The organism is Pseudomonas sp. BJP69 (genome assembly GCF_007633355.1).
Taxonomy (GTDB): Bacteria; Pseudomonadota; Gammaproteobacteria; order Pseudomonadales; family Pseudomonadaceae; genus Aquipseudomonas; species Aquipseudomonas juntendi.
This window is the reverse complement of the sequence record NZ_CP041933.1, coordinates 4,163,454-4,188,393: the sequence shown is the minus strand read 5'-3', so window position 1 is coordinate 4,188,393 and position 24,940 is coordinate 4,163,454. Positions and strand designations below refer to the sequence as shown.

Below are 24,940 nucleotides of genomic sequence, written 5' to 3'. Positions count from 1 at the left end.
TGAACCTCGTAAAACAAAGCCCACTGCTCGCACAGTGGGCTTCTAGGTCAGCTATTAGTCACGCAGTTACTGAGGGGAGACTTCGGTCTTCGGCTTGCCGAAGTGCCATTCGTAGACCACGAACTTGAAGTCTTTCAGGTCGCCTTTGGCGTCGTAGGACAGCTCGCCGGTCGGGGTTTTGAAGGTGCCGGCGTGGATGGCCTCGGCCACCTTGTCGGTGTCTTCGGACTTGGCGGCCTTGATGCCTTGGGCGATCAGTTCCACAGCCGAGTAGGCAGGGAATACGAACGGGCCGCTTGGGTCTTTGCCGTCAGCCTTGATGGCGTCGACGATCTTCTTGTTCGCAGGGTCGGCGTCGAACGACTTCGGCAGGGTGACCAGCAGGCCTTCGGAGGCGTTCTGGGCGATCTGCGAGATGGAGTCGTTGCCCACGCCTTCCGGGCCCATGAACTTGGCTTTCAGGCCTTTTTCCTGAGCCTGGCGCAGGATCAGGCCCAGCTCTGGGTGGTAGCCACCGTAGTAGACGAAGTCAACGTTGTTCTGCTTGAGCTTCTGGATGATCGAGGAGAAGTCCTTGTCACCCGCGTTGAGGCCCTCGAACACGGCGACCTTGGTGCCTTTTTTCTCCAGGGTCTGCTTGACCGCGGTGGCGATGCCTTCACCGTACTGTTGCTTGTCGTGCAGTACCGCCACCACTTTCGGTTTGACGAAGTCGGCGATGTAGTTGCCGGCCGCCGGGCCCTGAGCGCTGTCCAGGCCGATGGTGCGGAAGATCAGCTTGTAGCCACGGGCAGTGATTTCCGGCGAAGTCGCGGCCGGGGTGATCATGATCACGCCTTCGTCTTCGTAGATGTCCGATGCCGGCTGGGTGGAGCTGGAGCACAGGTGGCCGATGACGAACTTGACGCCGTCGTTGACCACCTTGTTGGCGACTGCCACGGCCTGTTTGGGGTCGCAAGCGTCGTCGTATTCCTTGGCTTCAAGCATTTTGCCATCGACGCCACCAGCGGCGTTGATATCCTTGATGGCTTGCTTGGCGCCGATGAACTGCATGTCGCCGTACTGGGTTACAGGGCCGGTCTTGGGGCCGGCGATGCCGATCTTGATGGTATCGGCGGCAAACGAATGGCTGGCTACCCCGGCCAGTACCATCGCGGCGAACAGCTTGGAAATCTTGATCATAGTGCTCCACTCATTCTGTTGTAATTCTTATAGTCCTGGCGGCCAGGGCTACAGACCGGGCGGGATTTGCGGCGTGGCCATGCCAACGCGCAAGCCCACCTTTCCCCCGGAACATGTCCCGGAACTGTACCGGTACAGTGTAGAGCGCTGTCGGATCGCTTGAAAAGCGGTCAAAAAGTGCCTGCTTCCTGGGTTGTCGCTTGATCGAAAGAAAGATACAGAAAGGCGCCATCAAACTGCCTGTATCTGCGCTTTCAGCCCACAAGTTCGGGGCTAATCGACCAAATTACATATTTGAAACCGGGTTTTTCTGCAAAAATGCCGGCCTTTTTATTGGCGATTTTTGCGGATACCACCCATGACCGATCAAACAAGCACCCTCTATGCCAAATTGCTTGGCGAGACTGCAATCATCGAGTGGAAAGCGCTGGAGCGTTTCTGGGCAAAGGGTGACCTGATTTGGGTCGACCCCAGCCTGGATCTGATCGCTGTGGCTGAGGCGATGGCCGAGAACCGCAGTGAAATCTTCGCCAAATGGCGTAGTGATGGCACTGTGGGGCCTGTCTCGGCAGAGCAGGCCCTGGACCTGCAAACCCGCGATCCAGAGATATGGGCGGTGGTGGTGTCACCGTTCATCGTGATCCAGGCGAAGCGTGCTGACCAGGCGTGATCTTTTTTGGTGCGTAAAAATGCGCACCGGCCTCGTTTTGGTGCTCGGTGCTGCTCAGGGCGGGTAGAGGTAAGTAACAATTCGGCGTGGCGGTAACAGTTTACGGGATGCGTAATGAGGTTGCCCCGCACACCAGCTCGATATCGAATCTGACGGGAGTCATTGATGAACACTGCACTACCTTCGCTTGGTTTTGCCGGCATTGGCCTGATGGGCTTGCCCATGTGCCGCCGGTTGCTGGCTGCGGGCTATCCGCTGACGGTCTGGAACCGTAGCCCGGACAAGTGCGCCGCGCTGGTCGCCGCCGGTGCCCGTCTGGCTGGCAGCCCGGCCGAACTGTGCCGCGACAGCGACATGGTGTTGTTGTGCCTGGCCGACACGGCGGTGGTGCGTGAGGTGGTGTTTGGCGAGCAAGGCGTTGCCGAGGGTGGCTGCGGCGGCCAGTTGCTGATCGACTTCTCGAGCCTGGAGCCTACCGCCACCCGAGAAATGGCGGCCGAGCTGGCAGCGCTGTGCGGCATGGCCTGGCTCGATGCGCCGGTGTCAGGCGGCACCGCCGGTGCCGAAACTGGCACGCTGGCGATCATGGTCGGTGGCGAAGCGGCGGACCTGCAGCGCGCTCAGCCGGTACTTGAGGTGCTGGGCCAGCGTGTCACGCACATGGGGGCGGTGGGCGCAGGCCAGGTGACCAAGGCGTGCAACCAGATGATCGTCGCCTGCAATGCGCTGGTGATTGCCGAAGTGGTGGCCCTGGCCGAGCAGGCCGGGGTGGACGCCACGCTGCTGGCCGAGGCGCTGGCCGGTGGTTTTGCCGATTCCAGGCCGTTGCAGATCCTGGCACCGCAAATGGCCGAGAGCCGCTTCGAGCCGGTCAAATGGCACGTGCGCACTTTGCTCAAGGACCTGGACGGCGCGGTCAAGTTCTCGCGCGAGCAAGGTTCGGCAACACCGCTCAGTGGCCTCGCCGCGCAACTGATGCGCCTGCACGGTAGCCAGGGGTACCTGCATAAAGATCCGGCGACCCTGGTAACGCTGTATCGCAGCAAGGGGTAAACACCACGAGGGTGCGCTGCAGCCGGTCCAGCATGGGTTGCAGCTCGGCCCAGGGCATTGGCCGCCCGAGCAGAAAGCCTTGCAGGTAGTCGCAGGCGTGGTCTGCGAGAAACGCTCGCTGTTCCTCGGTTTCCACGCCTTCGCTGACCACTTGCAAGTGCAGGGTATGCGCCATGACGATGATTGCCTGGACAATTTCACGGTCTTTCTGGCTGGCCGGCACGCCTTGCAGGAAGGTGCGGTCGATCTTCAGCACATCCAGGGGCAGGTGCTTGAGGTAGGCCAAGGACGAGTAGCCGGTGCCGAAGTCGTCGATCGACAGGGCGACGCCCAGGGCGCGGACCCGTTTCAGCAGGTTGACCGTGCGCTGGATATCCCCCATCAAGGCGTTTTCGGTCACTTCCAGCTCCAGCTGGTGCGCTGAGACCCCGGCGTGGAACAAGGCCTTCTCCACCTCGTTTGGCAGTTCGTCATGGCTGAGGGTCACCGCCGAGCAGTTGACCGTTACCTTGAGGTCGCCGTGGCCGCCGCGCTGCAGCAGTGCCAGGTCGGCGCAGGCGTGCCGCAACACCCACAAGTCGAGGTCGACGATCAGGCCGTTGGTTTCGGCTATGCCGATGAACCGGTCGGGCCCAAGCAGCCCATGCTGGGGGTGCTGCCAGCGTACCAGGGCCTCCAGCTTGGCCACCCCCCCAGTGCGCTGGTCGAAGATCGGCTGGTAATGCACGCACAGGCCGCGCTCTTCCAGCAGCGCCAGTCGCAACTCTTCTTCCAGTTGCAGGGCAATCGAGGCACGTGCCTTGATACTGTCATTGAAAAAATTCAGGCTGTTGCGGCCGTTGTCCTTGGACTGGTAAAGGGCCAGGTCCGCATGCTTGAGCAGCTCTTCGGCGCTGCTGCCATCATCCGGAAAGATACTGACCCCGATACTGGTGGTCATCACCATGCGCCTGCCGCAAAGCTCGATGGGGTCTTTCATGCGTTGCATGATGCGCTGGGCCAGGTGGCGGGCTTCGTCGCGGCTGTTGAGGCTGGTGACCACGCAGAACTCATCGCCACCAAAGCGTGCCACCAGGTCCTGGCTGCGGGTCGCGGCCTTGATGTGGTTGGCAATGACCTTGAGCAATTCATCGCCAGCGTGGTGGCCAAGGCTGTCATTGATGCGTTTGAAATGGTCGATATCCAGGAACATCACCGCCAGGCGGCTTTCGCTGGCCAGGTGCTCGGCCAGGCGTTCGGCGAACAGTTGGTTGAAACCACGGCGGTTGACCAGGTTGGTCAGTGCATCGTAGTGCGCTGCCTGCTGCAGTGACGCGCGGGCCTGGTCCAGTTCGCTGAGCAGCACGCTGACCCGGCGCAGGTCATGCTCCTTGCTTTGCAGCTTCTTGTCGGCCAGGGCCGCACTGATGCTGGCACCGCTGATCAGCAAGGTGATGAAACCGATGCCCAGCGCCAGTTGCAGGCTGTTATCCCCAGACGGCAAGCGCAGTGCGGTATCGCTGGGGATGACCAGGGTCATTGCCGACATCGCCGTGAAATGGGAAGCCACCATGCCCGCGGCGATCAGCAGGCTGGCGCCGTACTTCGCGGCCTGGTACAGGGTGCCGCTGCCATTGCGAAAGTTGCGCGCCAGGTACAATGCCAGCAGGCTGGTGAGCGGGGCGATGATGGCAGCACCCAGCAGCGGGCCGGTCTGGTAGTACTGCCGGGCGCCGGTTTGCATCGCGGCCATGCCGACAAAGTGCATGAGGACGATACCCATGCCGATCAGTACCGCGCTTTGTACGATGTGTGGCGTGCGCATGTCCTTGCGATCGAGGCTGCGCATGGCCAGCCAGGCAACCGCCAGGGCAATGAGCAGGGAAAGGATGGTCAGCGGCAGGTCGTAGTGCACTTCGACGGATGCCTGAAAGGCCAGCATGCTGATGAAATGCATGGCCCAGATGCCGCCGGCCAGGCAGCAGGCGCCAAGTACGTTCCATTGCCGGTGGGCGGTAGGGTCTTCGCTGTGGGACTGGCGCTCGGCCATGTCGAGGGTGGCGAAACAGGCTGCGCAGGCTACTACGTAGGCGAGTAGAACCAGCAGCGGCTCATGCCGACAATCGAGCAGGATACGTCCGGTTGCCGGCAAGTCGGCGAACAGTTGCAGGCCCAGCCACTCCATGGAATGCCTCTCGATCGAGTTTTCACTCGTCTGCGCTACAACCCTGTGCAGACTGCCCAGAGGCAGTATAGGAACAAGTGTTTAAGCCTTCCTGGATAATGGCACATTGATTTCTACGATTTGGTTATCAACCTAATCGCTGTCGGAAATATGGCACCCGCCCAAGGGCAGCGTGCCCGCGATGTGCCTGGCACGATGCCAGGCACCGGCTTCGCCGGTTTTCGCGGGCACCTGCGCTGCCCAGGGGGAAGGGTGCTGGTATGGCGTCAGCCGGCGACTAGTACACGAATGGCTTCCAGGCGCAGGGCAGCTTTTTCCAGCATTGCCAGGCCCTCTTCGCGCTGCTTGCGCAGGGCGTCGATTTCGCTGTCACGTACGCTTGGGTTCACCGCTTGCAGGGCGAGCAGGCGCGCCAGTTCTTCGTCGGCCTCCGCTGCCAGGCGGCGTTGGGCTTCGGCCACACGCTCGACGTGGGTCGGCAGGATCTTCTCTTCGCCACCGCTGATGCGCTTGGCCAACACGTCGCGCTGCGCCTGGACAAACTTGTTGGCGCTGGCCCGTGGCACGCTTTCAAGCTGGTCGTTGAGCGTTTCGAAGGCCACGCGCGAGGCCAGGTCGTTGCCGTTGGCATCGAGCAGGCAGCGCAGTGCCGCAGGGGGCAGGTAACGCCCCAGTTGCAAGCTTCGCGGTGCCACCACCTCGCTGACGAACAGCAGTTCGAGCAGCACGGTACCGGGCTTGAGCGCCTTGTTCTTGATCAGGGCGACGGCCGTATTGCCCATGGAGCCGGACAGCACCAGGTCCATGCCGCCTTGCACCATCGGGTGTTCCCAGGTCAGGAACTGCATGTCTTCGCGCGACAGCGCCTGGGCGCGGTCGTAGGTAATGGTCACACCTTCGTCGTCGCCCAGCGGGAAGCTGGCGTCGAGCATTTTTTCGCTCGGCTTGAGGATGAGGGCGTTCTCGGAGTGGTCTTCGCTGTCGATGCCAAAGGCGTCGAACAGCGTTTCCATGTAGATCGGCAGGGCGAACTGGTCGTCCTGCTCGAGGATAGCTTCTACCAGCGCCTCGCCTTCACCCGCGCCGCCCGAGTTCAGCTCCAGCAAGCGATCGCGGCCGGTGTGCAGTTCGGCTTCCAGGCGCTCGCGTTCGTGACGGGCGTCGGCCACCAGGCTGTCCCAGGCCTTGCTGTCGCCGCCTTCGAGCAGCGGCAGCAGGCGTGGGCCGAACTGGTGTTGCAGGGCGTTGCCGGTCGGGCAGGTGTTGAGGAACGCGTTGAGCGCTTCGTGGTACCACTGGAACAGGCGTTCCTGCGGGCTGCCCTGCAGGTAGGGGACATGCAACTGGATGGTGTGCTTCTGGCCGATACGGTCCAGACGGCCGATACGTTGTTCCAGCAGGTCCGGGTGGGCCGGCAGGTCGAACATCACCAGGTGGTGCGAAAACTGGAAGTTGCGGCCTTCGCTGCCGATCTCGGAGCAGATCAGCACCTGGGCGCCGAACTCTTCATCGGCAAAGTAGGCGGCTGCCCGGTCGCGCTCCAGAATGCTCATGCCCTCATGGAACACCGAGGCCGGAATGCCGGAGCGCACGCGCAGGGCGTCTTCCAGGTCCATGGCGGTTTCGGCGTGGGCACAGATGACCAGCACCTTGGTGCGCTTGAGCATTTTCAGGGTGTCGATCAACCAGTCGACCCTTGGGTCGAAACGCCACCAGCGCTCGTTGTCGGTGCTGTCACCCTGTGCCTGGAAGGCGACCTCCGGGTACAGCTCGGCTTTCTCGCCTGGCGGCAGCTCGCGGTATTGCTCGGGCATGGCCACCGGGTAAGGGTGCAGTTGGCGCTCCGGGAAGCCCTGGACCGCCGCGCGGGTATTACGGAACAGCACTCGGCCGGTGCCGTGGCGGTCGAGCAGCTCACGGATCAGCCGCGCGCTGGCCTGGGTATCGCCATCGCTGACCGCGGCCAGCAGCGCTTCGCCCTCAGCCCCCAGGAAGCCCTGGATGGTGGCGTGTGCCTTCGGCGACAGGCGGCCTTCGTCGAGCAGCTCTTGCACGGCTTCGGCGACCGGGCGGTAGTGATCGCTTTCGGCGCGGAAGGCGGCCAGGTCGTGGAAACGGTTGGGGTCGAGCAGGCGCAGGCGAGCGAAGTGGCTGTCCTGGCCAAGCTGTTCAGGGGTAGCGGTAAGCAGCAGTACGCCAGGAATCACCTGGGCCAGTTGCTCGACCAGGGCGTATTCGGCGCTGACCTGGTCCTCGTGCCAGACCAGGTGGTGAGCCTCATCGACAACCATCAGGTCCCAGCCGGCGGCAAACAGCGCATCCTGGGCCTTCTCGTCCTCTACCAGCCACTCCAGGGCCACCAGTGCCAACTGGGCGTCATCGAACGGGTTGCTGGCGTCGCTTTCGATGAAGCGTTCGGCGTCGAACAGCGCCACCTGCAAGTTGAAGCGCCGGCGCATTTCTACCAGCCACTGGTGTTGAAGGTTCTCCGGCACCAGGATCAGTACTCGGCTGGCCCGGCCCGTCAGCAACTGGCGGTGAATGACCAGGCCAGCCTCGATGGTCTTGCCCAGGCCCACTTCGTCGGCCAGCAGTACCCGCGGCGCGCTGCGGTCGGCGACTTCGCGGGCAATGTGCAACTGGTGAGCGATTGGCTGAGCGCGGCAACCGCCCAGCCCCCACAGCGCCGACTGCATCTGCTTGCTGGTGTGCTGCAGTGTGTTGTAGCGCAGGCTGAACCACGCCAAAGGGTCGATCTGCCCGGCAAACAGGCGGTCGCTGGCCAGGCGGAACTGAATGAAGTTCGACAGCTGGGTTTCCGGCAAGGTGCGCGGCTGGTTCTGCCCGTCGAGGCCGTGGTAGACCATCAGCCCGTCGATGTCCTCGACCTCGCGTACGGTCAGCTTCCAGCCTTCGAAGTGGGTGATCTGGTCACCTGGCGCGAAGCGCACGCGAGTCAGCGGCGCATTGCGCAGGGAATACTGGCGCGTGTCGCCAGTGGCCGGGTAGAGCACGGTCAACAGGCGACCATCCTGCGCCAGGATGGTACCCAGGCCGAGCTCTGCTTCGCTGTCGCTGATCCAGCGTTGCCCCGGTTGATACTGCTGCGCCATACTGCCTAAACTCCCGCGATGAAAAAGCCGATTATGTTAACGGATCGGCCGGTGAGACCAAAGTGCCGAGCGCACCTAGTGGTGCCGAAAGCCATCAGTCTAGCCGTTTCACCGCTCTGTACCGCACCGCCGACGAGGGCCACGCACCAACATGTCTGCCAAGCACAGCTGGATCAGCGCTTCCATGGCCGTGGGCAGCCTGTTGCTGCTCAGTGCCTGCGAGCAGAAAACCTTCGAGCCTTTGGCCCCCATTCCCACCGATCAGCTTGAAGTGCTGGGCGTGCAGGCGCCGATCAAGAGCGTGCATTTTCGCGACCGCGATGGCGAAGGGCTGCTGGTATTGAGCCGCAGCGATGGCCAGGCCAGCGACCCGGAAAGCGAGCAGGAGGTCGACAAGGTGGTGCTCAAGGCCGCCTTGTACGGGCGCACGGCGCAAAGCGATGCGTTCAAGGCCCGCTGGCAGATCGAGCAGGAAACCACGTGCCCCGGCCTGGACCTGGATGTCGACTTCTATACGGATGTCAGTGACGTCAGCGACCTGAACAAAGATGGCGTGGCCGAAGTGACAGTTGCCAGTCACGCCTTTTGCGGCGGGGGTATCGACCCCCACGACATCGCCATCGAAATGCGTGAAGGGCAGGCCAGCTACACCATTACCGGGCAGTCGCTGATCAGCCCCGCAGGCGAGGACCCGGTGGGGGGCGAGCGCACCGACAGCGCTTCGCTCAAGAACGCCCCGCAAGTGTTGCGTGACCACATGGATGCGGTCTGGCAGCAGGTCTACAAGCGCCCCTGGAGCGAAGCCAGCCCGCCCAGTGACGACGAGCCTGACGATGATGTGGAGTAAAGGCTGGGCCTGAGATCAAGGTAATGCCGCGCCTGCCGATACAGCGGGCATAGGAGAACGCCCATGCTGCCGCCGATCATACCGCTCAGTGCCGCCCCGGTGACCTCGCAACAGGACCCGGTCAAACCTACCCCCGACATCAAGCCGGTGGTACCGGCGCAGCCTGCGTCCGGCGAAACTGCCATCGACCTCAAGCAGCAGCGCGATCCGCAGGAGCAGGCACTGCTGTTGCGTGATGAGCAGCGCCGCCAGCAGCAACGGCGCCAGCAGCGTGGGGCAGGGCGCTACAACCCCGAGCCTGGCGACGAGGTCAACGCCGACAATACTGTCCCGGTCGTGCCATTGATGGACGAGCCCAACCGCCAAGGGCTGCTGGTGGACATCGAAGTCTGACACGGGGCTGGTCAGCGCCTGCGTCGGGCTTCATCATGCAAGTCTCCGTTGATCGTCGAGCCCACCCATGAGCCAAGACAACCTTATCGATTTCGATGCTGAACGCGCCAAGCGCGTGCATGACCTCAAGGAAAAGCGTCTGAACGAGATGCGCAATGCATTCGAACAGGCCCTGCCGTTGAACACCGGCAAGAAAAAGAAGCCCAAGGGCAAGCCGAAGAAGCGCTGAAACTTGACGCAGGTCAACCCTGCACCTGCCTCGTGTGCCCGGGCCCGGGCACCATTGACCCTGATCAATTTTCCCTCGCCCGACATTGGTTAACGTTCTCCCATCGGACAACGGCAAACGAATGGGGAGGCCAGCATGTTCTTCGACAATGTGGTTATCGCCGGTGTGGTAACGGTCGGGCTGATGGTTGCTTTCTTTGCCGGTCTGGGCATTTTCATCTGGAAGGACTCGAACAAGCGCAAGCCGCGCTGACCTTCCGGGTACACGAGCACGCAAGGCATTTAGGGCGACTTCGGTCGCCCATTTTTTTTGCCTGGCATTTGCGTGTTGCCTACTGGGCCGCAGGGCTCAAGCCAGCTATCGCGCAGCGTGGCGTGCGCTGACGCAGCAGTTGGATTGCAATGAAGATGAGTAGCTAGCTAATTATTCATTTTCACTTTATTCTCTGCGCCATTGTCTATCTTTTCACTACTACCCTCCCCGCAAGGTTCGCCCAGTGCCCATCACGCTTCAGGCCCTGTTCGCCCCCACCCCCCTCGCCATCAAGTTCGCCATCAAAACCCTGCTCGGTGGTGGCCTGGCGTTGTGGCTGGCAATGCGTTGGGGCCTGGAGCAGCCGTCCTGGGCATTGATGACGGCGTTTATCGTTGCCCAGCCCCTGTCTGGCATGGTGGTGCAGAAAGGCCTGGCGCGGTTGGCCGGGACCTTTGTCGGTACGGTCATGGCGGTGGTGCTGCTGGGCCTGTTCGCCCAGACCCCGGGGCTGTTTCTGATTGCCCTGGCCTTGTGGCTGGCCTTGTGCACCGCCGCCTCTACCCAGTTGCGCAGTGCCTGGGCCTATGCCTTCGTGCTGGCCGGCTACACGGCAGCGATCATCACCTTGCCGGCCATCGACCACCCGCTGCAGGTGTTCGACCAGGCGGTGGCCCGCTGCACCGAGATCAGCCTGGGTATTTTCTGCGCCACGGCCAGCAGTGCCTTGCTCTGGCCGATGCGGGTCGAGCAGCAGCTTGGCGGCCAGGCGCGTCAGGCCTGGCAGAACGGTCTGCAGGCCGCCAGTGCGATGCTGGGTGGCGAGGACGATGCACGCAGGGGCTTGCTGGAGAGCCTGGGGCGCATCGTTGCCATCGACAGCCAGCGCGAGCATGCCTGGTTCGAAGGCAACCGCGGGCGTCAGCGTGCCCGTGCCATTCGGGGGCTAAGCCAGAAGCTGATGGTGCTGTTGCGTATTTCCCGGTCGGTGCGCCGACAGTGGCGGCAACTGGATGAGCAGCAGGCGGAACACCTGGCCCCCTGGTTGTCTGAAGTTCGGGCGCTGCTGGACAAGCCCGACCAGCCCAGCCTGTTGGTGCTGCGCCAGCGCGTCTGGGATGCCGCGCACGATGAGCATATAAGTTCGGTTGAGCATTACTGCCTGGCGCGCATGGCCCTGCTGCTGGATTACGCAATGGCCGCCGGCCAGGCGCTGGAGGCTGTGGAAGCGGGCACGGCGCCGAAGGATGTCGGCCAAGGCCTGGCCGTGCACCGCGATTGGTCGCTGGCCTTGCTGTTCGGTTCGCGTAGCGCACTGGCGTTTCTGGTGATGAGCGCTTTCTGGCTGGCCACCGCCTGGCCTTCGGCGCCGGGCGGCCTGGTGCTGACCTGTGTGGTCTGCAGCCTGTTCGCCAGCCGCGAGAATGGCGCCCAGATTGGCTTGAGTTTCCTGCGCGGGATCTGCCTGGCCATACCGGCAGCGTTCCTGGTCGGGCAGATTCTGCTGCCGCAATGGAGCAGCTTCGCGCTGCTTTGCCTGGGCATGGGCGTGCCGCTGTTGTTCGGCGCGCTGGGTATGGCCCACCCGCGTACCGGCGCCACTGCCACCTCTTATTGCCTGCACTTCATCGTACTGGTGTCGCCGGTGAATGCCATGCAGTTCAGCGTGGCGACCATGCTCAACAGTGCCCTGGCCATGCTGGTAGGGGTGTCGGCAGCGGTCATGGCGTTTCGCTTGTTGGTGTTCCGTCACCCGGCCTGGCTTGGGCGGCGCCTGCGTGCTGCAACCCAGAGTGACCTGGTGCGCCTGACCCGGCGTGACCTGCGCGGGGCCGATACCTGGTTCGGCGGGCGCATGGCCGACCGCCTGATGCAGTTGGCGCGGCATGCCAGCGAGTTGCCCGAGGGCGAGCGCAAGCGCTGGGACGATGGCCTGCACGGGCTGGATATCGGTGATGAACTGGTGCACCTGCGCATGTGCCTGGCGGTCGCGCAGGCGCCGTTGGGCGGCGCCGAGCGGGAGTACCTGCAGCAAGTGGAGGCGGTACTGGCCAAAGGGCCTGCCGCCGGGCGCGGGCAACAGCTGGACAGTGCCAGCGAACGGTTCATTGCTGCGTTGCACCGCCAGCCTGCGAGCGACCCGCTGCGGTTGGCCGAGGGCGCGGTGCTGCAATTGCAGAAAAGCTGGGGCAAGTGGTGCCGCTGGCAGGAGGAAGCCCATGGGGTTGCGTGAATGGGAAGTGGGGGGCGTGCTGCTCAGCCCGTTTCTGCTTTATGTGTTGCTGGCGCTGGTGCTTACCGGCCTGCTGCGCCTGCTGGTGCAGGCCACACCGTTGGCGCGCTGGATCTGGCATGAAGCGCTGTTCGATGCGGCGGTTTTCGTTTGTGTGCTGTTCCTGGTGGTACGCCTGCTGGGAGCTTTTTAAAGGAGTGTTTTGATGCGTGCGGCCATACGTACTCTTGTAACCCTGTGTGTGGTGGCCCTGGCCGTGTTGGCCGGTTACCAACTGTGGCAGTACTACATGCTTACCCCCTGGACCCGGGATGCCCGTGTGCGCGCCGATGTGGTGGTGATTGCACCTGACGTTTCCGGCTGGGTGCGCCAGCTCAAGGTGCATGACAACCAGCAGGTCAAGGCGGGTGAGCTGTTGATGAGCATCGACCGCGAGCGTTTCCAGGCCGCGTTCGACCAGGCCAGTGCGGTGACGCAAACCCGCGCCCAGCAGTTGCGCCTGCGCGAGAGTGAAGCAGCCCGGCGTACCGCCCTGGGGCCCGAGGCGATCAGTGCCGAGCTGCGGGAGAACGCGCAGATCAATGCTGCCATCGCCCGTGGCGAGTTGCAGGAAGCCCAGGCGCAGCTGCAGGTGGCGAAAATCAACCTGGCGCGCAGTGAAGTGCGTGCGCCGCGCAGCGGGCATATCACCAACCTGCGCCTGGCCGAAGGCAACTACGTGAACACCGGCCAGTCGGTGATGGCCTTGGTGGACGATTCGACGTTCTATATCCAGGCCTACTTCGAGGAAACCAAGCTGCCGCGCATTCGCGTGGGTGACCCGGTAAAGGTCTGGCTGATGGGCGCGGGTGAACCCATGCAGGGGCATGTAGAAAGCATCAGCCGCGGCATCACCGACAGCAACAGCAACCCGGACAGCCAGCTGCTGCCGGAGGTTGAGCCGACCTTCAACTGGGTGCGGCTGGCCCAGCGGATACCGGTGAGAATCCGCCTGGACCAGGTGCCCGACGGCGTGACCCTGAGTGCGGGGATGACTGCGAGTGTGCAAGTGCATGAGCCGTGAGCCGGGGCCCAGGCACCCGCCACTACAGGAACATGCCGCCCGAAACCTCCAGGCGCTGCCCGGTGATCCAGCCATTACCGTCTTCCAGCAACAAGGCGATCGCCGCGCCGATGTCATCCGGCAAACCCACCCGTCCCAGCGCGGTGTTGCCAGCAATGTAATCATTCACCTGCGGGTTGTCCCGCACTACGCCCCCGCCAAAATCGGTCTCGATGGCCCCCGGCGCCAGGATGTTCACGCGAATGCCCCGGGCGCCCAGTTCCTTGGCCTGGTAGCGGGTCAGCACTTCCATCGCGCCTTTCATGGCGGCATAGGCGGCGTACCCTGGTAGGGCAAACCGTGCCAGCCCGGTCGAAATGTTGATGATCCGGCCGTTATCGACAAGCAGTGGCAAGAGGCGTTGGGTGAGGAAGAACGGGCCTTTGAGCTGAATGTTCAGCAGTTGGTCGAACTGCGCCTCGCTGGTTTCGGTATACGGCACGTTCAACCCGATGCCGGCATTGTTCACCAGAAAGTCGAAACGCTGGCGACCGTGGTGCTGCTGCAAGGCACCCGCCAGCCGTTCGGCAAAGCCGGCAAAGCTGCTGGCGTCACCCACATCCAGTTGCAGCATGGTCGCCTTCACACCTGCCTGCTCCAGCGTGGCCGCCACGGCCTGTGCTTCTTGCGCTTTGCTGTTGTAGGTGCCGATGATGTCGATGCCACGGGCGGCCAGATGCTCGGCGGTGTTACGGCCAAGGCCGCGGCTTGCGCCGGTGATCAGGGCAATCTTGCGGGTCATGGTAAGAACCTCTTGATGGGTGGGTGCTCACAGGTTATTGGTCGGCTGGAAGGTGTTAAATCCTGCAAAAATGGAAATACTGTTCGCCTCAACCGGATAGTCGAGGGCGGGCGTGAATAAGTTGGAGTTGCTGCGGACCTTTGTTCGGGTCAGTGAAGTGAACAGCTTTACCCTGGCCGCCGAGAGCCTGGGCTTGCCACGTTCGACGGTGTCGGAACAGGTCAGGGCGCTGGAGCGCCTGCTGGGTACGCAACTGTTCAACCGCACCACCCGCCGGGTGCAGGCCACGCAGGATGGTGCCTTGCTGTACACACGCAGCAAGGACCTGCTGTCAGGTATGGACGAGATCGAGAGCCTGTTCAGCGCCGATGATGCCGAACTGGCCGGGCGCCTGCGTGTCGACCTGCCGACGATGATGGCGCGGCGGGTCATCATTCCCGCGTTACCCCGGTTCCTGCAGCGTTTTCCACGTTTGCAGGTAGAGCTCAGTTGCACCGATCGGCAGGTCGATTTGCTGCGTGAGGGCTTCGACTGCGTGATGCGCATCGGCGCCTTGCATGACCTGGATGTCGTGGCCAGGCCGGTCGGGCAATTGAGCATGCGCAACTGTGCCAGCCCGGCTTACTTGGCACGCCATGGGGTGCCCCGTACCCTGCAGGACCTGGCAGGGCATCAATTGGTGCACTACGTGCGCAACCTGGGGGGGCGCTGCGCCGGCTTCGAATACGTGCAAGGTGGGCAGGTGCAGTACCAGCCCATGGCTGGGGCGGTAACGGTCAATAATGCCGAGGCCTACTCGGCAGCCTGCCTGGCCGGGCTGGGGCTGATACAGGTACCGGCGGTGGGGGTGGCCGAACACCTGCAGCGCGGCGAACTGGTCGCACTGCTGCCGGCCTGGCAGGCGCCGGCCATGCCCGTGTCACTGCTGTATGCGCGGCAACGGCATGTACCCCGCCGGGTGCAAGCGTTCATGCAATGGCTGGGAGAGGTGCTTCGCAGCGAGGTCGATGCTACGGCGTGAAGTTGAGCTTGGTCATGGCGCACGCACGGCTGCTTGCATTAGGCTTGGACTGGCGAGGCGCCCGGCAGAGGCGACCCTGTGCTGCCCAGCGTGCGTATCTTCCGATTTCATCACGAGGTTACGCCATGGCCATTACTTCCCAGGACATCTGCAACGCAGCTGACCAGCTCAAAGGCTTCGTCGGCTTTCATGACAAGCGCGGCGTTCATATCGTGCGTTTTTCCGAAGACGCGTTCGGTATGGATGTCGCTGACGCCAGCATCACCCCCTGCAGCGAGTTTGTCTGGCGCCCCGAGCAGGGGCAGCGTATGGCCCTGTGCCGGGAGCGCCTGGCACTGTTGCTGGACCAGCACGTGGATGACCGCTTGAACATCGCCGAGCCGCTGCGCATCTACCTGCGCCGCGGCGACTTGCCGGAAATCATCGCCGAGCGGCGTGTGCAGCCTACTGGCTGAGGCCCGCTCGCGCCCGTTGGGTTGATCGAGGCGTTGCCGCGCAACCGTGCAGGGGCGGCTCGACCCGCGCCTACCGGGGGCGCTGCAACAACGCCCGCATGGCCGCGGTATCCAGTGGCCGGCTCAGGTAATAGCCCTGTACTTCATGGCAGCGGTCCATTTGCAGCATGGCTAGTTGCTGTTCGGTTTCCACGCCCTCGGCCGTAACGGTCAGCCCCAGTGCCTTGCCCAGGTTGATGATGGCCTGGACCACCGCACGGTCGCTGCCGCCGTTGGTGCTCAGGCCACTGATGAAGCGCTTGTCGATCTTGAGGCTGTCGAAAGGATACGTTCGCAGGTAACCCAGCGATGAATAGCCGGTACCGAAGTCGTCCATGTTCAGGCGCATGCCCAGTTCTTTGAGCGACAGCATGGTCCCCAGCGCGCCCTCGATGTCGTTGAGCATCACATTCTCGGTGATCTCCAGTTCCAGGCGTTGCGCCGGGAATGCCGTGCCCAGCAGGATTTCCCGCACGTCTTGCACCACATCGCTGCGCAGGAACTGCGCCGGTGACAGGTTGACCGACACCAGGATGTCTGCAGGCCAGTCAAGGGCGGTGCGGCAGGCCTCGTGCAGCACCCAGCGGCCCAGCGCGACAATGATATCGCTCTGTTCGGCCAGCGGGATGAAGGTATCCGGCCCCAGCAGCCCTTCCTGGGGGTGCTGCCAGCGTATCAGCGCCTCGACCGCGACCACGCGCAGGTCGCTGAGGCGGTAGCGCGGCTGATAGTGCAACTCGAACTCCTGGTTCCGCAGGGCGCGGCGCAGGTCGTTCTCCAGTTGCCGCCGGTACTGGATCTGCTGGTTCATTTCGCTGGCGAAGTAGCGCCAGGTGCTCTTGCCGTCTGCCTTGGCCTGGTACAGGGCGATGTCGGCACAGCGAATCAGCTCGCCGGCGTCGAAGCCCTGGGTGCGGGTCTGGGCGATGCCGATGCTGGCGCCAATGTGCAGGGGTTGGCTGTCGAACATGACCGGTTGTTGCAGCAAGCCGATCAGGCGCGCGCAGAAGCGGTCGATCTCCTGGCGGTTGTCCATGCCGCCAAGTACCACGATGAACTCGTCCCCGCCCAACCGCGCCACCAGGTCACCGTCGCGGGTGGTGTCGCGCAGGCGGGCTGCCACTTCCTGCAGTACCGCATCGCCAGCCGCATAGCCGAGTGAGTCGTTGATTGGCTTGAAGTTGTCCAGGTCAAGCAGCAACAGGGTCAACGGCGGTGAGTCTGTGCCGCGCAGCAGGGCCTGTTCCAGGTGCCGGGCCAGTTTGTTGCGGTTGGCCAGGCCGGTCAGCGGGTCGTGCAAGGACAGGTGCTGAATACGCGCATGGGCGTCGACTTCGTCGGTGATATCGCTGGCAGTGCCGCGCAAACCCACGGCCGTGTCCTGGTGCCAGATGGCGCGGGCGGAAATCCGACAATAGCGGTTCTGGCCATTCTGGTCGCGGTAGGTGCAGCGCAGGTTGGCCAGCTGCTGTGGGTCAGCGGTGGCCAGGGCATCCAGCCAGGGCGACAAGGGCGTGGTGTCGCAGGCCAGCAACTGGTTGAGCGGTTGGCCGAGCCAGTCTTCGACCGGGTAGCCCGTCACGCTGGCAAAGCGTTGCGACAAGTAGGTCAGGCGGTGGTGCCGATCGGTCTCCCAGATCCAGTCCGATGCCGACTCGGCCACCGCGCGAAAACGTTGCTCGCTGGCCTCCAGCGCCAGGTTGCTATGCTGCAGGTGGGCAAGCGTTAAGCCGATGGCCCGGGAGCTGCGCCACGCATGGCGGCACAGGTAGAGCATGACCAGCCCAAGGATCAGCAGGGCGCTGAGCAGGGCAGGCAATACCGCCCCTAGCAGCTGGCGCCCAGGCAACACGCTGTTCCACGACAGATGGTAGCCGGTGTCGCCCAGGTTGATGCGCAGGTGGTGGTGGGCTTGTGCGTCTTCCTTCTCAACGCGCATGCCGGCCAGGCCTGCACGCTTACCCAGCTGCGCCAGTTTGGCCTCGGTCAGCTGGTCGACGAACAGCAAGACCGGCGCCTGGCTCACTTCGCCTTCAGTGACATCGCGATCTGGCCGTATGGCCGCGGCGGTGAGCACGGCCGGCCAGCCATTGAATAGCTCGAAGCGGGTGATCTGCTCGCGGGCAATGGCTGCCGCTCGGGCCTGGTCGATGATCGGCTGGATAGGGGCATCTATGTACGTGCCTACGCCTGCGGGGCTGGGCTGGCCTTTGAACAGGGCATAGGTGGTGCGGCCGTTTTCCACGACGAACACGCCTTCATAGCCGCTGGCGCTGTACAGCGATTCACCTATGTTCTTTTCATCATAGGCCCACTGCCAGTCGGCTTCGCCAGACAAGTGCTGCAAGGCGTCCTCCCATACGGCATAACTGGACAGGAATTGGCGCGACGCCAGTAACCGTTGCTCCAGCGCCTGATTGGCATGGAAGGCGCTGCGTTCGCGCTCTTGCTGGTCGAGGGTTGCGGCGATGTTGAACAGCGCGCCGAGAATGACCAGGCAAGCCAGACCGTAAACGGTGCTGAAGCCGGCGATCAGGTTACGCACTTGGAAACGTGGGGTAGGGCTGGCGGGTGGGAGGTTGGCAGTCCTGGCCATGCGCGAGCGGCTCCTTCAGGAAACCTCCTGCCAGGCAGTGAGGCAGCAGGTTCAATCAGGATAGGCCAGCTTCAGTGCGGTAGCTGCGCCACCGGCAAAATTCACCCGGTCGCGGCCAGCGTGCTTGGCAGTGTATAGCGCCTTGTCTGCCTCTTGCAGCCAATGTTCCGGTGACTCCAGGCTGGCATTGAAAGGCGACAGGCCAATACTCAGGCTGATGCGCAGGTGGACTGCCCCCAATAAGTTGGACAGTTTCAGCTAGCAGCCCCTGCAGCATGAGCCCTGTATTTCACAGGGCTCATGCCATTGAGCTTTAGCTTGATGCGGTCATGGTTGTAGTAGTGGATGTACTCATCCAGACCGGCTTTCAGTTCTTCAACGCTCTTGAAGCGCTGCGGGTAGAAAAATTCGGACTTAAGCGTACCAAAAAAGCTCTCCATAGCCGCATTATCCAAGCAGTTTCCTTTACGTGACATGCTCTGCTTCACCCCTTGCTCGGCCAGCTTGTGGCGGTACTGCGAGTGTTGGTAGTGCCAGCCTTGATCCGAGTGGAGTACCAGTTTCGGCTTGTTTCCCAGGCGCTTGAAGGCCTTGCCCAGCATGTTGGTGACCAGCCCAAGGCATGGCCTGCTGGCCACTTCGTAGGCCACAATTTCGGCGTTGTACAAGTCCATCACGGGGGAGAGGTAGACTTTTTCCTGAGCCACTTTGAACTCGGTCACATCGGTCACCCACTTCTGATTCGGGCGCTGCGCGATAAAGTTTCGCTCCAGCAGGTTGGGCGCGATGGTGCCGACGACACCCTTGTACGACCGATATTTTTTCGGCCGCACGAGTGAGCGAAGATCAAGCTCGATCATCAAACGCTCCACCACTTTTTTGTTAACCAAGGTCCCGCCATTGCGGATCACGATCGCAACGCGCCGGTAACCGTAAAGCCCTTTTTCCTCGTGATAGACACGCTGAATCATCTGCTTCAGAGCAGCATGCTTATCAGGTTTGGCCTGCGCTTGAAGCTGGTAATAGAACGTACTGCGCGGCAGATCCGCCAACTCCAGAACAGCGGCCAAGGGAAACCTGTCCTTGAGCGCAGACACGATCAGGGTTTTTTGAGCTGCCTTCGCTCCTGCTTCTTCAACTCTTCCAGCTTTTTTAGGTAAGCGTTCTCCATGCGCAGCCATTCAAGCTCAGCCAGCAACTGGTCGCGGCTTTTATCGGTGTCATCAGAGGTTGTGGGTTTGATGGGGTAAGGCTTTTTCGACATGGCAGCAGGTTTTCTTCTCTTGGGAGCAGGCGAAGCCGGACTTCCACTGTAGTACTGCCGCGCCCAAATGCCTATCTGCGAAGACTGACCAAGACCGAAATGGGCGGCGGTCTGGCGCAAGGAAAGCTGATGCTTGTGCATGTACTCAAGGACTGAGCGCTTATAGGTCGCACTGTACCGCTGGCCTGGTTTACGCAGACTGAACTGGCCATGTTTCTGGAAGCTGGAGACCCAGCGCCGCAGCAGGCTGAAGTCCACTGCAAGTCGCTGGGCTACTTTTCGGAAACCTTCACCACCCTCCAGGTAGGCATGAACGGCGGTAAGCTTGAATTGGTCTGAGTACTTGCTCATATGGACACCCCAAGAAATTGGATTGGTGTCCAACTTCTTGGGGGCAGTCCACAGGTGAGGGAGCTGCGCGTTGCGATACCCGGAAACCTGCTCACGCAGGCGTTCCATGATCTGGCAGGCCTGAGCTTCGCTGGTACCCGGCAGGATCACGCAGAATTCGTCGCCACCGTAGCGCCCGGCCTGGTCGCACTCGCGCAGGTTGCGGCGCAGCTCGGCGCTGAGCTGGCGCAGTACGCAGTCGCCAACCACGTGGCCAAAGGTGTCGTTGATGGTCTTGAAATGATCGATGTCGATCAAGGCGATCACCGCGTGTGCCTTTTGCTGTTTGCATTTTTGGTATTTAACGAGCAACAGGTCTTTCCAGGCGCCGTGGTTGAGCAATCCGGTGAGGCTATCCGTGAGGCTCAGGGCGCTGAGCCGGCGTTTATGGTCGCCCAGCTGGATTGCCAGCCGGTAGCACACCCAGCCCAGGGCCAGGGGGTACAGCGTCAGCATGGGCAGGCAGGCGTATATCTGCAGTGCAGTGGCATTCAATTGCAGGCCTGGGGCGAGCAGGAGGGTGCCGACCAGAATCCCGGCCAGTTGCGCAACAGCCCCTTTGAGCACCAATTGCCGGCCCCCGGCGGCCACGTTGTTCATGGTCATCATCGACAGCACGGTCACGGTCGGCAGCGGGTTGAAGTGCATGGCGGCGGCCCAGAAACCGCCCAGCAGCGAGTCCAGCAACAGGTTGCGTTGCTCGGCCCGGTACGGGGTTGCCGACCGGCTCGCCCACAAGTAGGCGACGTGGGGCCACAACAGGCCATTGAACAGCATCAGGCCCCACACCCAGGTGGGCGGGGATTGCGGGGCCACGCCAGCCATGACGCTGAACAGGCCGATGCCCATGCCCACCACACGTGGCGGGTAGATGCGCTTGACGAACGAAAGGCCTTTGCCGCTGCGGTTGTGCATCATGGTCATGTTCTTCTACCGGGGTACCGTTTATCGCATAAATCGCATGAATATTGTCGAACAGTGTCGCCCCACTGAAAAATGACCTTACAAGCCAATTCACGGTTGATGCGATCACTGTGGGGTAACATGCGGACTTTCCTGTTGCTAGGAGTGTTGCTGATGGTTCCTTTGGCCAATGCTGCCGGTGACCCGGCGCCCCAGCGTGACGGGCGTTTTCACAATCAGGCGCAGCTACCGAAAGATGGCGTGCTGAAGAAGCTGCGCATCGGTCTGAAGTACCTGTTCCTGCGCAAACCGCCGAATACCCGGCCAACCACGCCGGTCAGCCTGCAACCGATGACCCGCCAGCAGGTGCTCGATGCGCCAGACCGCAGTTTGTGGCGGCTGGGCCATTCCACGGTATTGCTGAAGTTGCGAGGGCGCTTCTTCATTACCGACCCGGTATTCGCCGAACGCGCCTCACCGGTGCAGTGGGCCGGCCCGCAGCGGTTCCATGCGCCCCCGCTGGGGCTTGACCAGCTGCCGCCACTGGCGGCGGTGGTGTTGTCGCACGACCATTTCGATCACCTCGACGAGCAGGCAATCCGCCAGCTGGCCTCGCGAACCGGGGTTTTCCTGGCCCCGCTTGGCGTGGGTGAGCTGCTGATCAGTTGGGGCGTTGCGCCAGCGAAGGTGCGTCAGCTGGACTGGTGGCAGGAAAGCGAAGTGCAGGGTGTGCGTTTTATTGCTACCCCGGCCCAGCACTTTTCCGGGCGTGGGCTGTTGGACAGCAATCGCACCTTGTGGGCGTCGTGGGTGATCATCGACCAAGGCGTACGGGTGTTCTTCAGTGGCGATACGGGCTATTTCAACGGGTTCAAGCTGATTGGCGAGCGCTTTGGGCCGTTTGATCTGACCCTGGTCGAGACCGGCGCCTACAATCTCGCCTGGCCTGATGTGCACATGCAGCCAGAGCAGAGTCTGCAGGCCCACCTGGATTTACGCGGGCGCTGGATGCTGCCGATCCATAATGGCACGTTCGACTTATCCACCCACGGCTGGCAGGAACCCTTCGAGCGCATCCTGGCATTGGCAAACCAGGCCCAGGTACGGCTCAGTACGCCGCTGATGGGCGAGCGGGTGAGCTTGGACTCGCCGCATGCCGGGCAGAACTGGTGGCAGCCCCGCCCGGTGCGTCAGCGCAGCCTGAAGAGTGAGCGAAGCGTTGCGGCGCGCTAGTGTCACTTGGTGTCGTCTTTGCCACGCTGGCGTTGCGCCCGCTCGTGCTCCAACAGCCGCGAGGGTGCCTTGCCACTGTCACTGCGCACCTGAGCGTGGCTGATGAGCGCGAAAATGAAACTACCGCCGATGATGTTGCCGGCCAGTGTCGGCAAGGCGAACTCCAGCCAGAAGCTGCGCCAGGTTTCTTCGCCGGCCCACACCAGGTAGGACACCTCGACCGAGCCCACTACTATATGGGTGAAGTCGCCAATGGCCATCAGGTAGGTGATCATCAGGATGATCCAGATCTTGGCGTTCTCCATCGAGGGGATCATCCATACCATGGTGGCGATCATCCAGCCCGAGACGATGCCCTTGGCGAACATCTGGCTGATGTCGTTGCTCATGACCTTGCGGCCGATCTCCAGAAACGCCATGTCGGTCTTGCTGTCGAAGATCGGCAGCTCGAGCATCACCCAGGCCACCAGCAGGGTACCCGCCAGGTTGCCCAGCAGCACTACGCCCCAAAGCCGCAGAAGGCGGCCGAAGTTGGCAAGGGTAGGGCTGGTCATGACCGGCAGCACCGCAGTCAGGGTGTTCTCGGTAAACAGTTGCTGGCGGGCCAGGATCACGGCAAGGAAGCCGGCGCTGTAGCCGATGCTGGCGACTACCTGGGCGCTTTCACCTTCTGGCAGGCGGGCATAGAACAGTCCCATGGCCATCAGGGACAAGCCCATCGACAAGCCGGCGGCGACAGCCGACCACCACAAGGCGGCGAGGGTCCGTTCCAGTTCCTGATCGCCCTGGTAGCGAATGGTCTCGTGCAGCACTGCCGCTCGTGGCGGCTGGTTGTGGCTGACTTCCTGCTCTTCATCTGCCGAAAGCCCTGGGGTTTTCTCGCTTTGCTCGACACTCATGGCCGCTTCGCTCCGTGGTGGGGTTCTCTACAGATTCGTGGCGATTTCATTAGTTGCCGGGGGGCAGGCGAAACGGCTGAGAAAAGTTTTTGGAACAAGGTGTTGACTCTGAATTCAAAGCGCGTATTATTCGCCTCCTCGCAGCGATCAACGCTTCGAGGCAAGCGGTAAGTTGTTGAAGTTGTTGGCTTTCGAAAGAAAGCAGCGGTAAAAAACTTCAAAATAAACGCTTGACAGCAAATGAGGAAAGCGTAGAATGCGCGCCTCGGTTGAGACGAAACACTCTTAGCCAACCGCTCTTTAACAAATCGAATCAAGCAATTCGTGTGGGTGCTTGTGAGTACGGACTGATAGTCAAAAAGATTATCAGCATCACAAGTGGCCATGCGAGAAATCACATAGTCATTTGAGATTGCTGAGCCAAGTTTAGGGTTTCTTAAAAATCCAAGCAGTATTGAACTGAAGAGTTTGATCATGGCTCAGATTGAACGCTGGCGGCAGGCCTAACACATGCAAGTCGAGCGGATGACGGGAGCTTGCTCCTTGATTCAGCGGCGGACGGGTGAGTAATGCCTAGGAATCTGCCTGGTAGTGGGGGACAACGTTTCGAAAGGAACGCTAATACCGCATACGTCCTACGGGAGAAAGCAGGGGACCTTCGGGCCTTGCGCTATCAGATGAGCCTAGGTCGGATTAGCTTGTTGGTGAGGTAATGGCTCACCAAGGCGACGATCCGTAACTGGTCTGAGAGGATGATCAGTCACACTGGAACTGAGACACGGTCCAGACTCCTACGGGAGGCAGCAGTGGGGAATATTGGACAATGGGCGAAAGCCTGATCCAGCCATGCCGCGTGTGTGAAGAAGGTCTTCGGATTGTAAAGCACTTTAAGTTGGGAGGAAGGGCAGTAAGCTAATACCTTGCTGTTTTGACGTTACCGACAGAATAAGCACCGGCTAACTCTGTGCCAGCAGCCGCGGTAATACAGAGGGTGCAAGCGTTAATCGGAATTACTGGGCGTAAAGCGCGCGTAGGTGGTTTGTTAAGTTGGATGTGAAAGCCCCGGGCTCAACCTGGGAACTGCATCCAAAACTGGCAAGCTAGAGTACGGTAGAGGGTGGTGGAATTTCCTGTGTAGCGGTGAAATGCGTAGATATAGGAAGGAACACCAGTGGCGAAGGCGACCACCTGGACTGATACTGACACTGAGGTGCGAAAGCGTGGGGAGCAAACAGGATTAGATACCCTGGTAGTCCACGCCGTAAACGATGTCAACTAGCCGTTGGAATCCTTGAGATTTTAGTGGCGCAGCTAACGCATTAAGTTGACCGCCTGGGGAGTACGGCCGCAAGGTTAAAACTCAAATGAATTGACGGGGGCCCGCACAAGCGGTGGAGCATGTGGTTTAATTCGAAGCAACGCGAAGAACCTTACCAGGCCTTGACATGCAGAGAACTTTCCAGAGATGGATTGGTGCCTTCGGGAACTCTGACACAGGTGCTGCATGGCTGTCGTCAGCTCGTGTCGTGAGATGTTGGGTTAAGTCCCGTAACGAGCGCAACCCTTGTCCTTAGTTACCAGCACGTTATGGTGGGCACTCTAAGGAGACTGCCGGTGACAAACCGGAGGAAGGTGGGGATGACGTCAAGTCATCATGGCCCTTACGGCCTGGGCTACACACGTGCTACAATGGTCGGTACAGAGGGTTGCCAAGCCGCGAGGTGGAGCTAATCTCACAAAACCGATCGTAGTCCGGATCGCAGTCTGCAACTCGACTGCGTGAAGTCGGAATCGCTAGTAATCGCGAATCAGAATGTCGCGGTGAATACGTTCCCGGGCCTTGTACACACCGCCCGTCACACCATGGGAGTGGGTTGCACCAGAAGTAGCTAGTCTAACCTTCGGGAGGACGGTTACCACGGTGTGATTCATGACTGGGGTGAAGTCGTAACAAGGTAGCCGTAGGGGAACCTGCGGCTGGATCACCTCCTTAATCGACGACATCAGCCTGCTGATGAGCTCCCACACGAATTGCTTGATTCATTGTAAAAGACGATCAAGACCCAAAGTTATACCATTAGGTCTGTAGCTCAGTTGGTTAGAGCGCACCCCTGATAAGGGTGAGGTCGGCAGTTCAAATCTGCCCAGACCTACCATTTT

At 61.6% G+C, this 24,940-nt stretch carries 19 protein-coding genes, 1 tRNA gene, 1 rRNA gene and 2 pseudogenes; 14 read left to right on the top strand and 9 right to left on the bottom strand.

Going from position 1 to position 24,940, the window contains the following annotated elements:
• Positions 1 to 66: 66 nt before the first annotated feature.
• Positions 67 to 1,182, bottom strand: a complete 1,116-nt coding sequence (locus FPB55_RS19565; RefSeq protein ID WP_009684619.1) for a branched-chain amino acid ABC transporter substrate-binding protein — start codon at positions 1,180 to 1,182, stop codon at positions 67 to 69.
• A 358-nt stretch (positions 1,183 to 1,540) separates the two neighbouring features.
• Here FPB55_RS19565 and FPB55_RS19555 point away from each other — a divergent pair, with 358 nt between their 5' ends.
• Complete coding sequence (locus FPB55_RS19555) at positions 1,541 to 1,852, top strand: DUF2288 domain-containing protein (RefSeq protein ID WP_009684620.1); 312 nt, start codon at positions 1,541 to 1,543, stop codon at positions 1,850 to 1,852.
• Positions 1,853 to 2,017: 165 nt separating this feature from the next.
• Complete coding sequence (locus FPB55_RS19550) at positions 2,018 to 2,905, top strand: NAD(P)-dependent oxidoreductase (protein WP_125854518.1); 888 nt, start codon at positions 2,018 to 2,020, stop codon at positions 2,903 to 2,905.
• Here the strand turns inward: FPB55_RS19550 and FPB55_RS19545 are convergent.
• Both FPB55_RS19545 and rapA read right to left on the bottom strand, forming a co-directional pair.
• Positions 2,805 to 5,069, bottom strand: coding sequence for an EAL domain-containing protein (locus tag FPB55_RS19545; protein WP_144189115.1), 2,265 nt, complete (start codon positions 5,067 to 5,069; stop codon positions 2,805 to 2,807). The two genes, FPB55_RS19550 and FPB55_RS19545, sit on opposite strands and share 101 nt — an antisense overlap.
• Before the next feature lie 266 nt (positions 5,070 to 5,335).
• A complete protein-coding gene (gene rapA, locus FPB55_RS19540; RefSeq protein WP_125854520.1) occupies positions 5,336 to 8,182 on the bottom strand; it encodes an RNA polymerase-associated protein RapA in 2,847 nt (948 codons plus the stop codon).
• 151 nt (positions 8,183 to 8,333) lie between these two features.
• Here rapA and FPB55_RS19535 point away from each other — a divergent pair, with 151 nt between their 5' ends.
• The 7 genes from FPB55_RS19535 to FPB55_RS19515 all read left to right on the top strand — a co-directional run bounded on the left by FPB55_RS19535 (position 8,334) and on the right by FPB55_RS19515 (position 13,199).
• On the top strand, positions 8,334 to 9,029 hold the full coding sequence (locus FPB55_RS19535; protein WP_144189113.1) for a hypothetical protein: 696 nt from the start codon (positions 8,334 to 8,336) through the stop codon (positions 9,027 to 9,029).
• 63 nt (positions 9,030 to 9,092) lie between these two features.
• Positions 9,093 to 9,422, top strand: coding sequence for a hypothetical protein (locus FPB55_RS19530; protein ID WP_009684625.1), 330 nt, complete (start codon positions 9,093 to 9,095; stop codon positions 9,420 to 9,422).
• A 67-nt stretch (positions 9,423 to 9,489) separates the two neighbouring features.
• Complete coding sequence (locus tag FPB55_RS26415; protein WP_009684626.1) at positions 9,490 to 9,651, top strand: hypothetical protein; 162 nt, start codon at positions 9,490 to 9,492, stop codon at positions 9,649 to 9,651.
• Positions 9,652 to 9,786: 135 nt separating this feature from the next.
• On the top strand, positions 9,787 to 9,903 hold the full coding sequence (gene ccoM / locus FPB55_RS26930) for a cytochrome c oxidase subunit CcoM (protein WP_003254862.1): 117 nt from the start codon (positions 9,787 to 9,789) through the stop codon (positions 9,901 to 9,903).
• A 244-nt stretch (positions 9,904 to 10,147) separates the two neighbouring features.
• Positions 10,148 to 12,136, top strand: a complete 1,989-nt coding sequence (locus tag FPB55_RS19525) for an FUSC family protein (RefSeq protein ID WP_054890183.1) — start codon at positions 10,148 to 10,150, stop codon at positions 12,134 to 12,136.
• Entirely contained in the window at positions 12,123 to 12,329 is a 207-nt protein-coding gene (locus FPB55_RS19520; RefSeq protein ID WP_009684629.1) for a DUF1656 domain-containing protein, read from the top strand. The genes FPB55_RS19525 and FPB55_RS19520 overlap by 14 nt, the downstream gene beginning before the upstream one ends.
• Positions 12,330 to 12,341: 12 nt before the next feature.
• Positions 12,342 to 13,199: an HlyD family secretion protein gene (locus tag FPB55_RS19515; RefSeq protein WP_144189111.1), complete on the top strand. Its 858-nt coding sequence runs from the start codon at positions 12,342 to 12,344 to the stop codon at positions 13,197 to 13,199.
• Between the two features lie 22 nt (positions 13,200 to 13,221).
• Here the strand turns inward: FPB55_RS19515 and FPB55_RS19510 are convergent, their stop codons facing one another.
• Entirely contained in the window at positions 13,222 to 13,980 is a 759-nt protein-coding gene (locus FPB55_RS19510; protein ID WP_115294625.1) for an SDR family oxidoreductase, read from the bottom strand.
• Between the two features lie 112 nt (positions 13,981 to 14,092).
• Here FPB55_RS19510 and FPB55_RS19505 point away from each other — a divergent pair, with 112 nt between their 5' ends.
• Positions 14,093 to 15,001: a LysR family transcriptional regulator gene (locus FPB55_RS19505; protein ID WP_115294624.1), complete on the top strand. Its 909-nt coding sequence runs from the start codon at positions 14,093 to 14,095 to the stop codon at positions 14,999 to 15,001.
• A gap of 125 nt (positions 15,002 to 15,126) precedes the next feature.
• Positions 15,127 to 15,456, top strand: coding sequence for a DUF2025 family protein (locus FPB55_RS19500; protein ID WP_029885164.1), 330 nt, complete (start codon positions 15,127 to 15,129; stop codon positions 15,454 to 15,456).
• Positions 15,457 to 15,526: 70 nt separating this feature from the next.
• Here the strand turns inward: FPB55_RS19500 and FPB55_RS19495 are convergent, their stop codons facing one another.
• From FPB55_RS19495 to FPB55_RS19480, 4 genes and pseudogenes are all read right to left on the bottom strand, one after another.
• Entirely contained in the window at positions 15,527 to 18,091 is a 2,565-nt protein-coding gene (locus tag FPB55_RS19495) for an EAL domain-containing protein (protein ID WP_125854521.1), read from the bottom strand.
• A 51-nt stretch (positions 18,092 to 18,142) separates the two neighbouring features.
• Positions 18,143 to 18,319 (bottom strand): annotated as a pseudogene (locus FPB55_RS19490) (diguanylate cyclase); the annotation flags it as partial.
• 26 nt (positions 18,320 to 18,345) lie between these two features.
• Positions 18,346 to 19,706 (bottom strand): IS3 family transposase gene (locus tag FPB55_RS19485; protein ID WP_225786126.1). Its coding sequence is split into 2 segments (ribosomal slippage): positions 18,346 to 19,238 and positions 19,238 to 19,706, totalling 1,362 coding nucleotides; the frame shifts between segments, so codons are not numbered across the junction.
• Between the two features lie 51 nt (positions 19,707 to 19,757).
• Positions 19,758 to 20,660, bottom strand: a pseudogene (locus FPB55_RS19480) (diguanylate cyclase); the annotation flags it as partial.
• A gap of 129 nt (positions 20,661 to 20,789) precedes the next feature.
• Here FPB55_RS19480 and FPB55_RS19475 point away from each other — a divergent pair.
• Positions 20,790 to 21,881: an MBL fold metallo-hydrolase gene (locus tag FPB55_RS19475; RefSeq protein WP_144189109.1), complete on the top strand. Its 1,092-nt coding sequence runs from the start codon at positions 20,790 to 20,792 to the stop codon at positions 21,879 to 21,881.
• Positions 21,882 to 21,883: 2 nt separating this feature from the next.
• Here the strand turns inward: FPB55_RS19475 and FPB55_RS19470 are convergent, their stop codons facing one another.
• Complete coding sequence (locus tag FPB55_RS19470) at positions 21,884 to 22,780, bottom strand: formate/nitrite transporter family protein (protein ID WP_009684638.1); 897 nt, start codon at positions 22,778 to 22,780, stop codon at positions 21,884 to 21,886.
• Positions 22,781 to 23,236: 456 nt separating this feature from the next.
• On the opposite strand from FPB55_RS19470, the gene FPB55_RS19460 reads away from it, so the two are divergent.
• Positions 23,237 to 24,773: ribosomal RNA gene (locus FPB55_RS19460) — 16S ribosomal RNA — on the top strand.
• Between the two features lie 86 nt (positions 24,774 to 24,859).
• Positions 24,860 to 24,936: transfer RNA gene (locus FPB55_RS19455), tRNA-Ile, on the top strand.
• Positions 24,937 to 24,940: the final 4 nt, after the last annotated feature.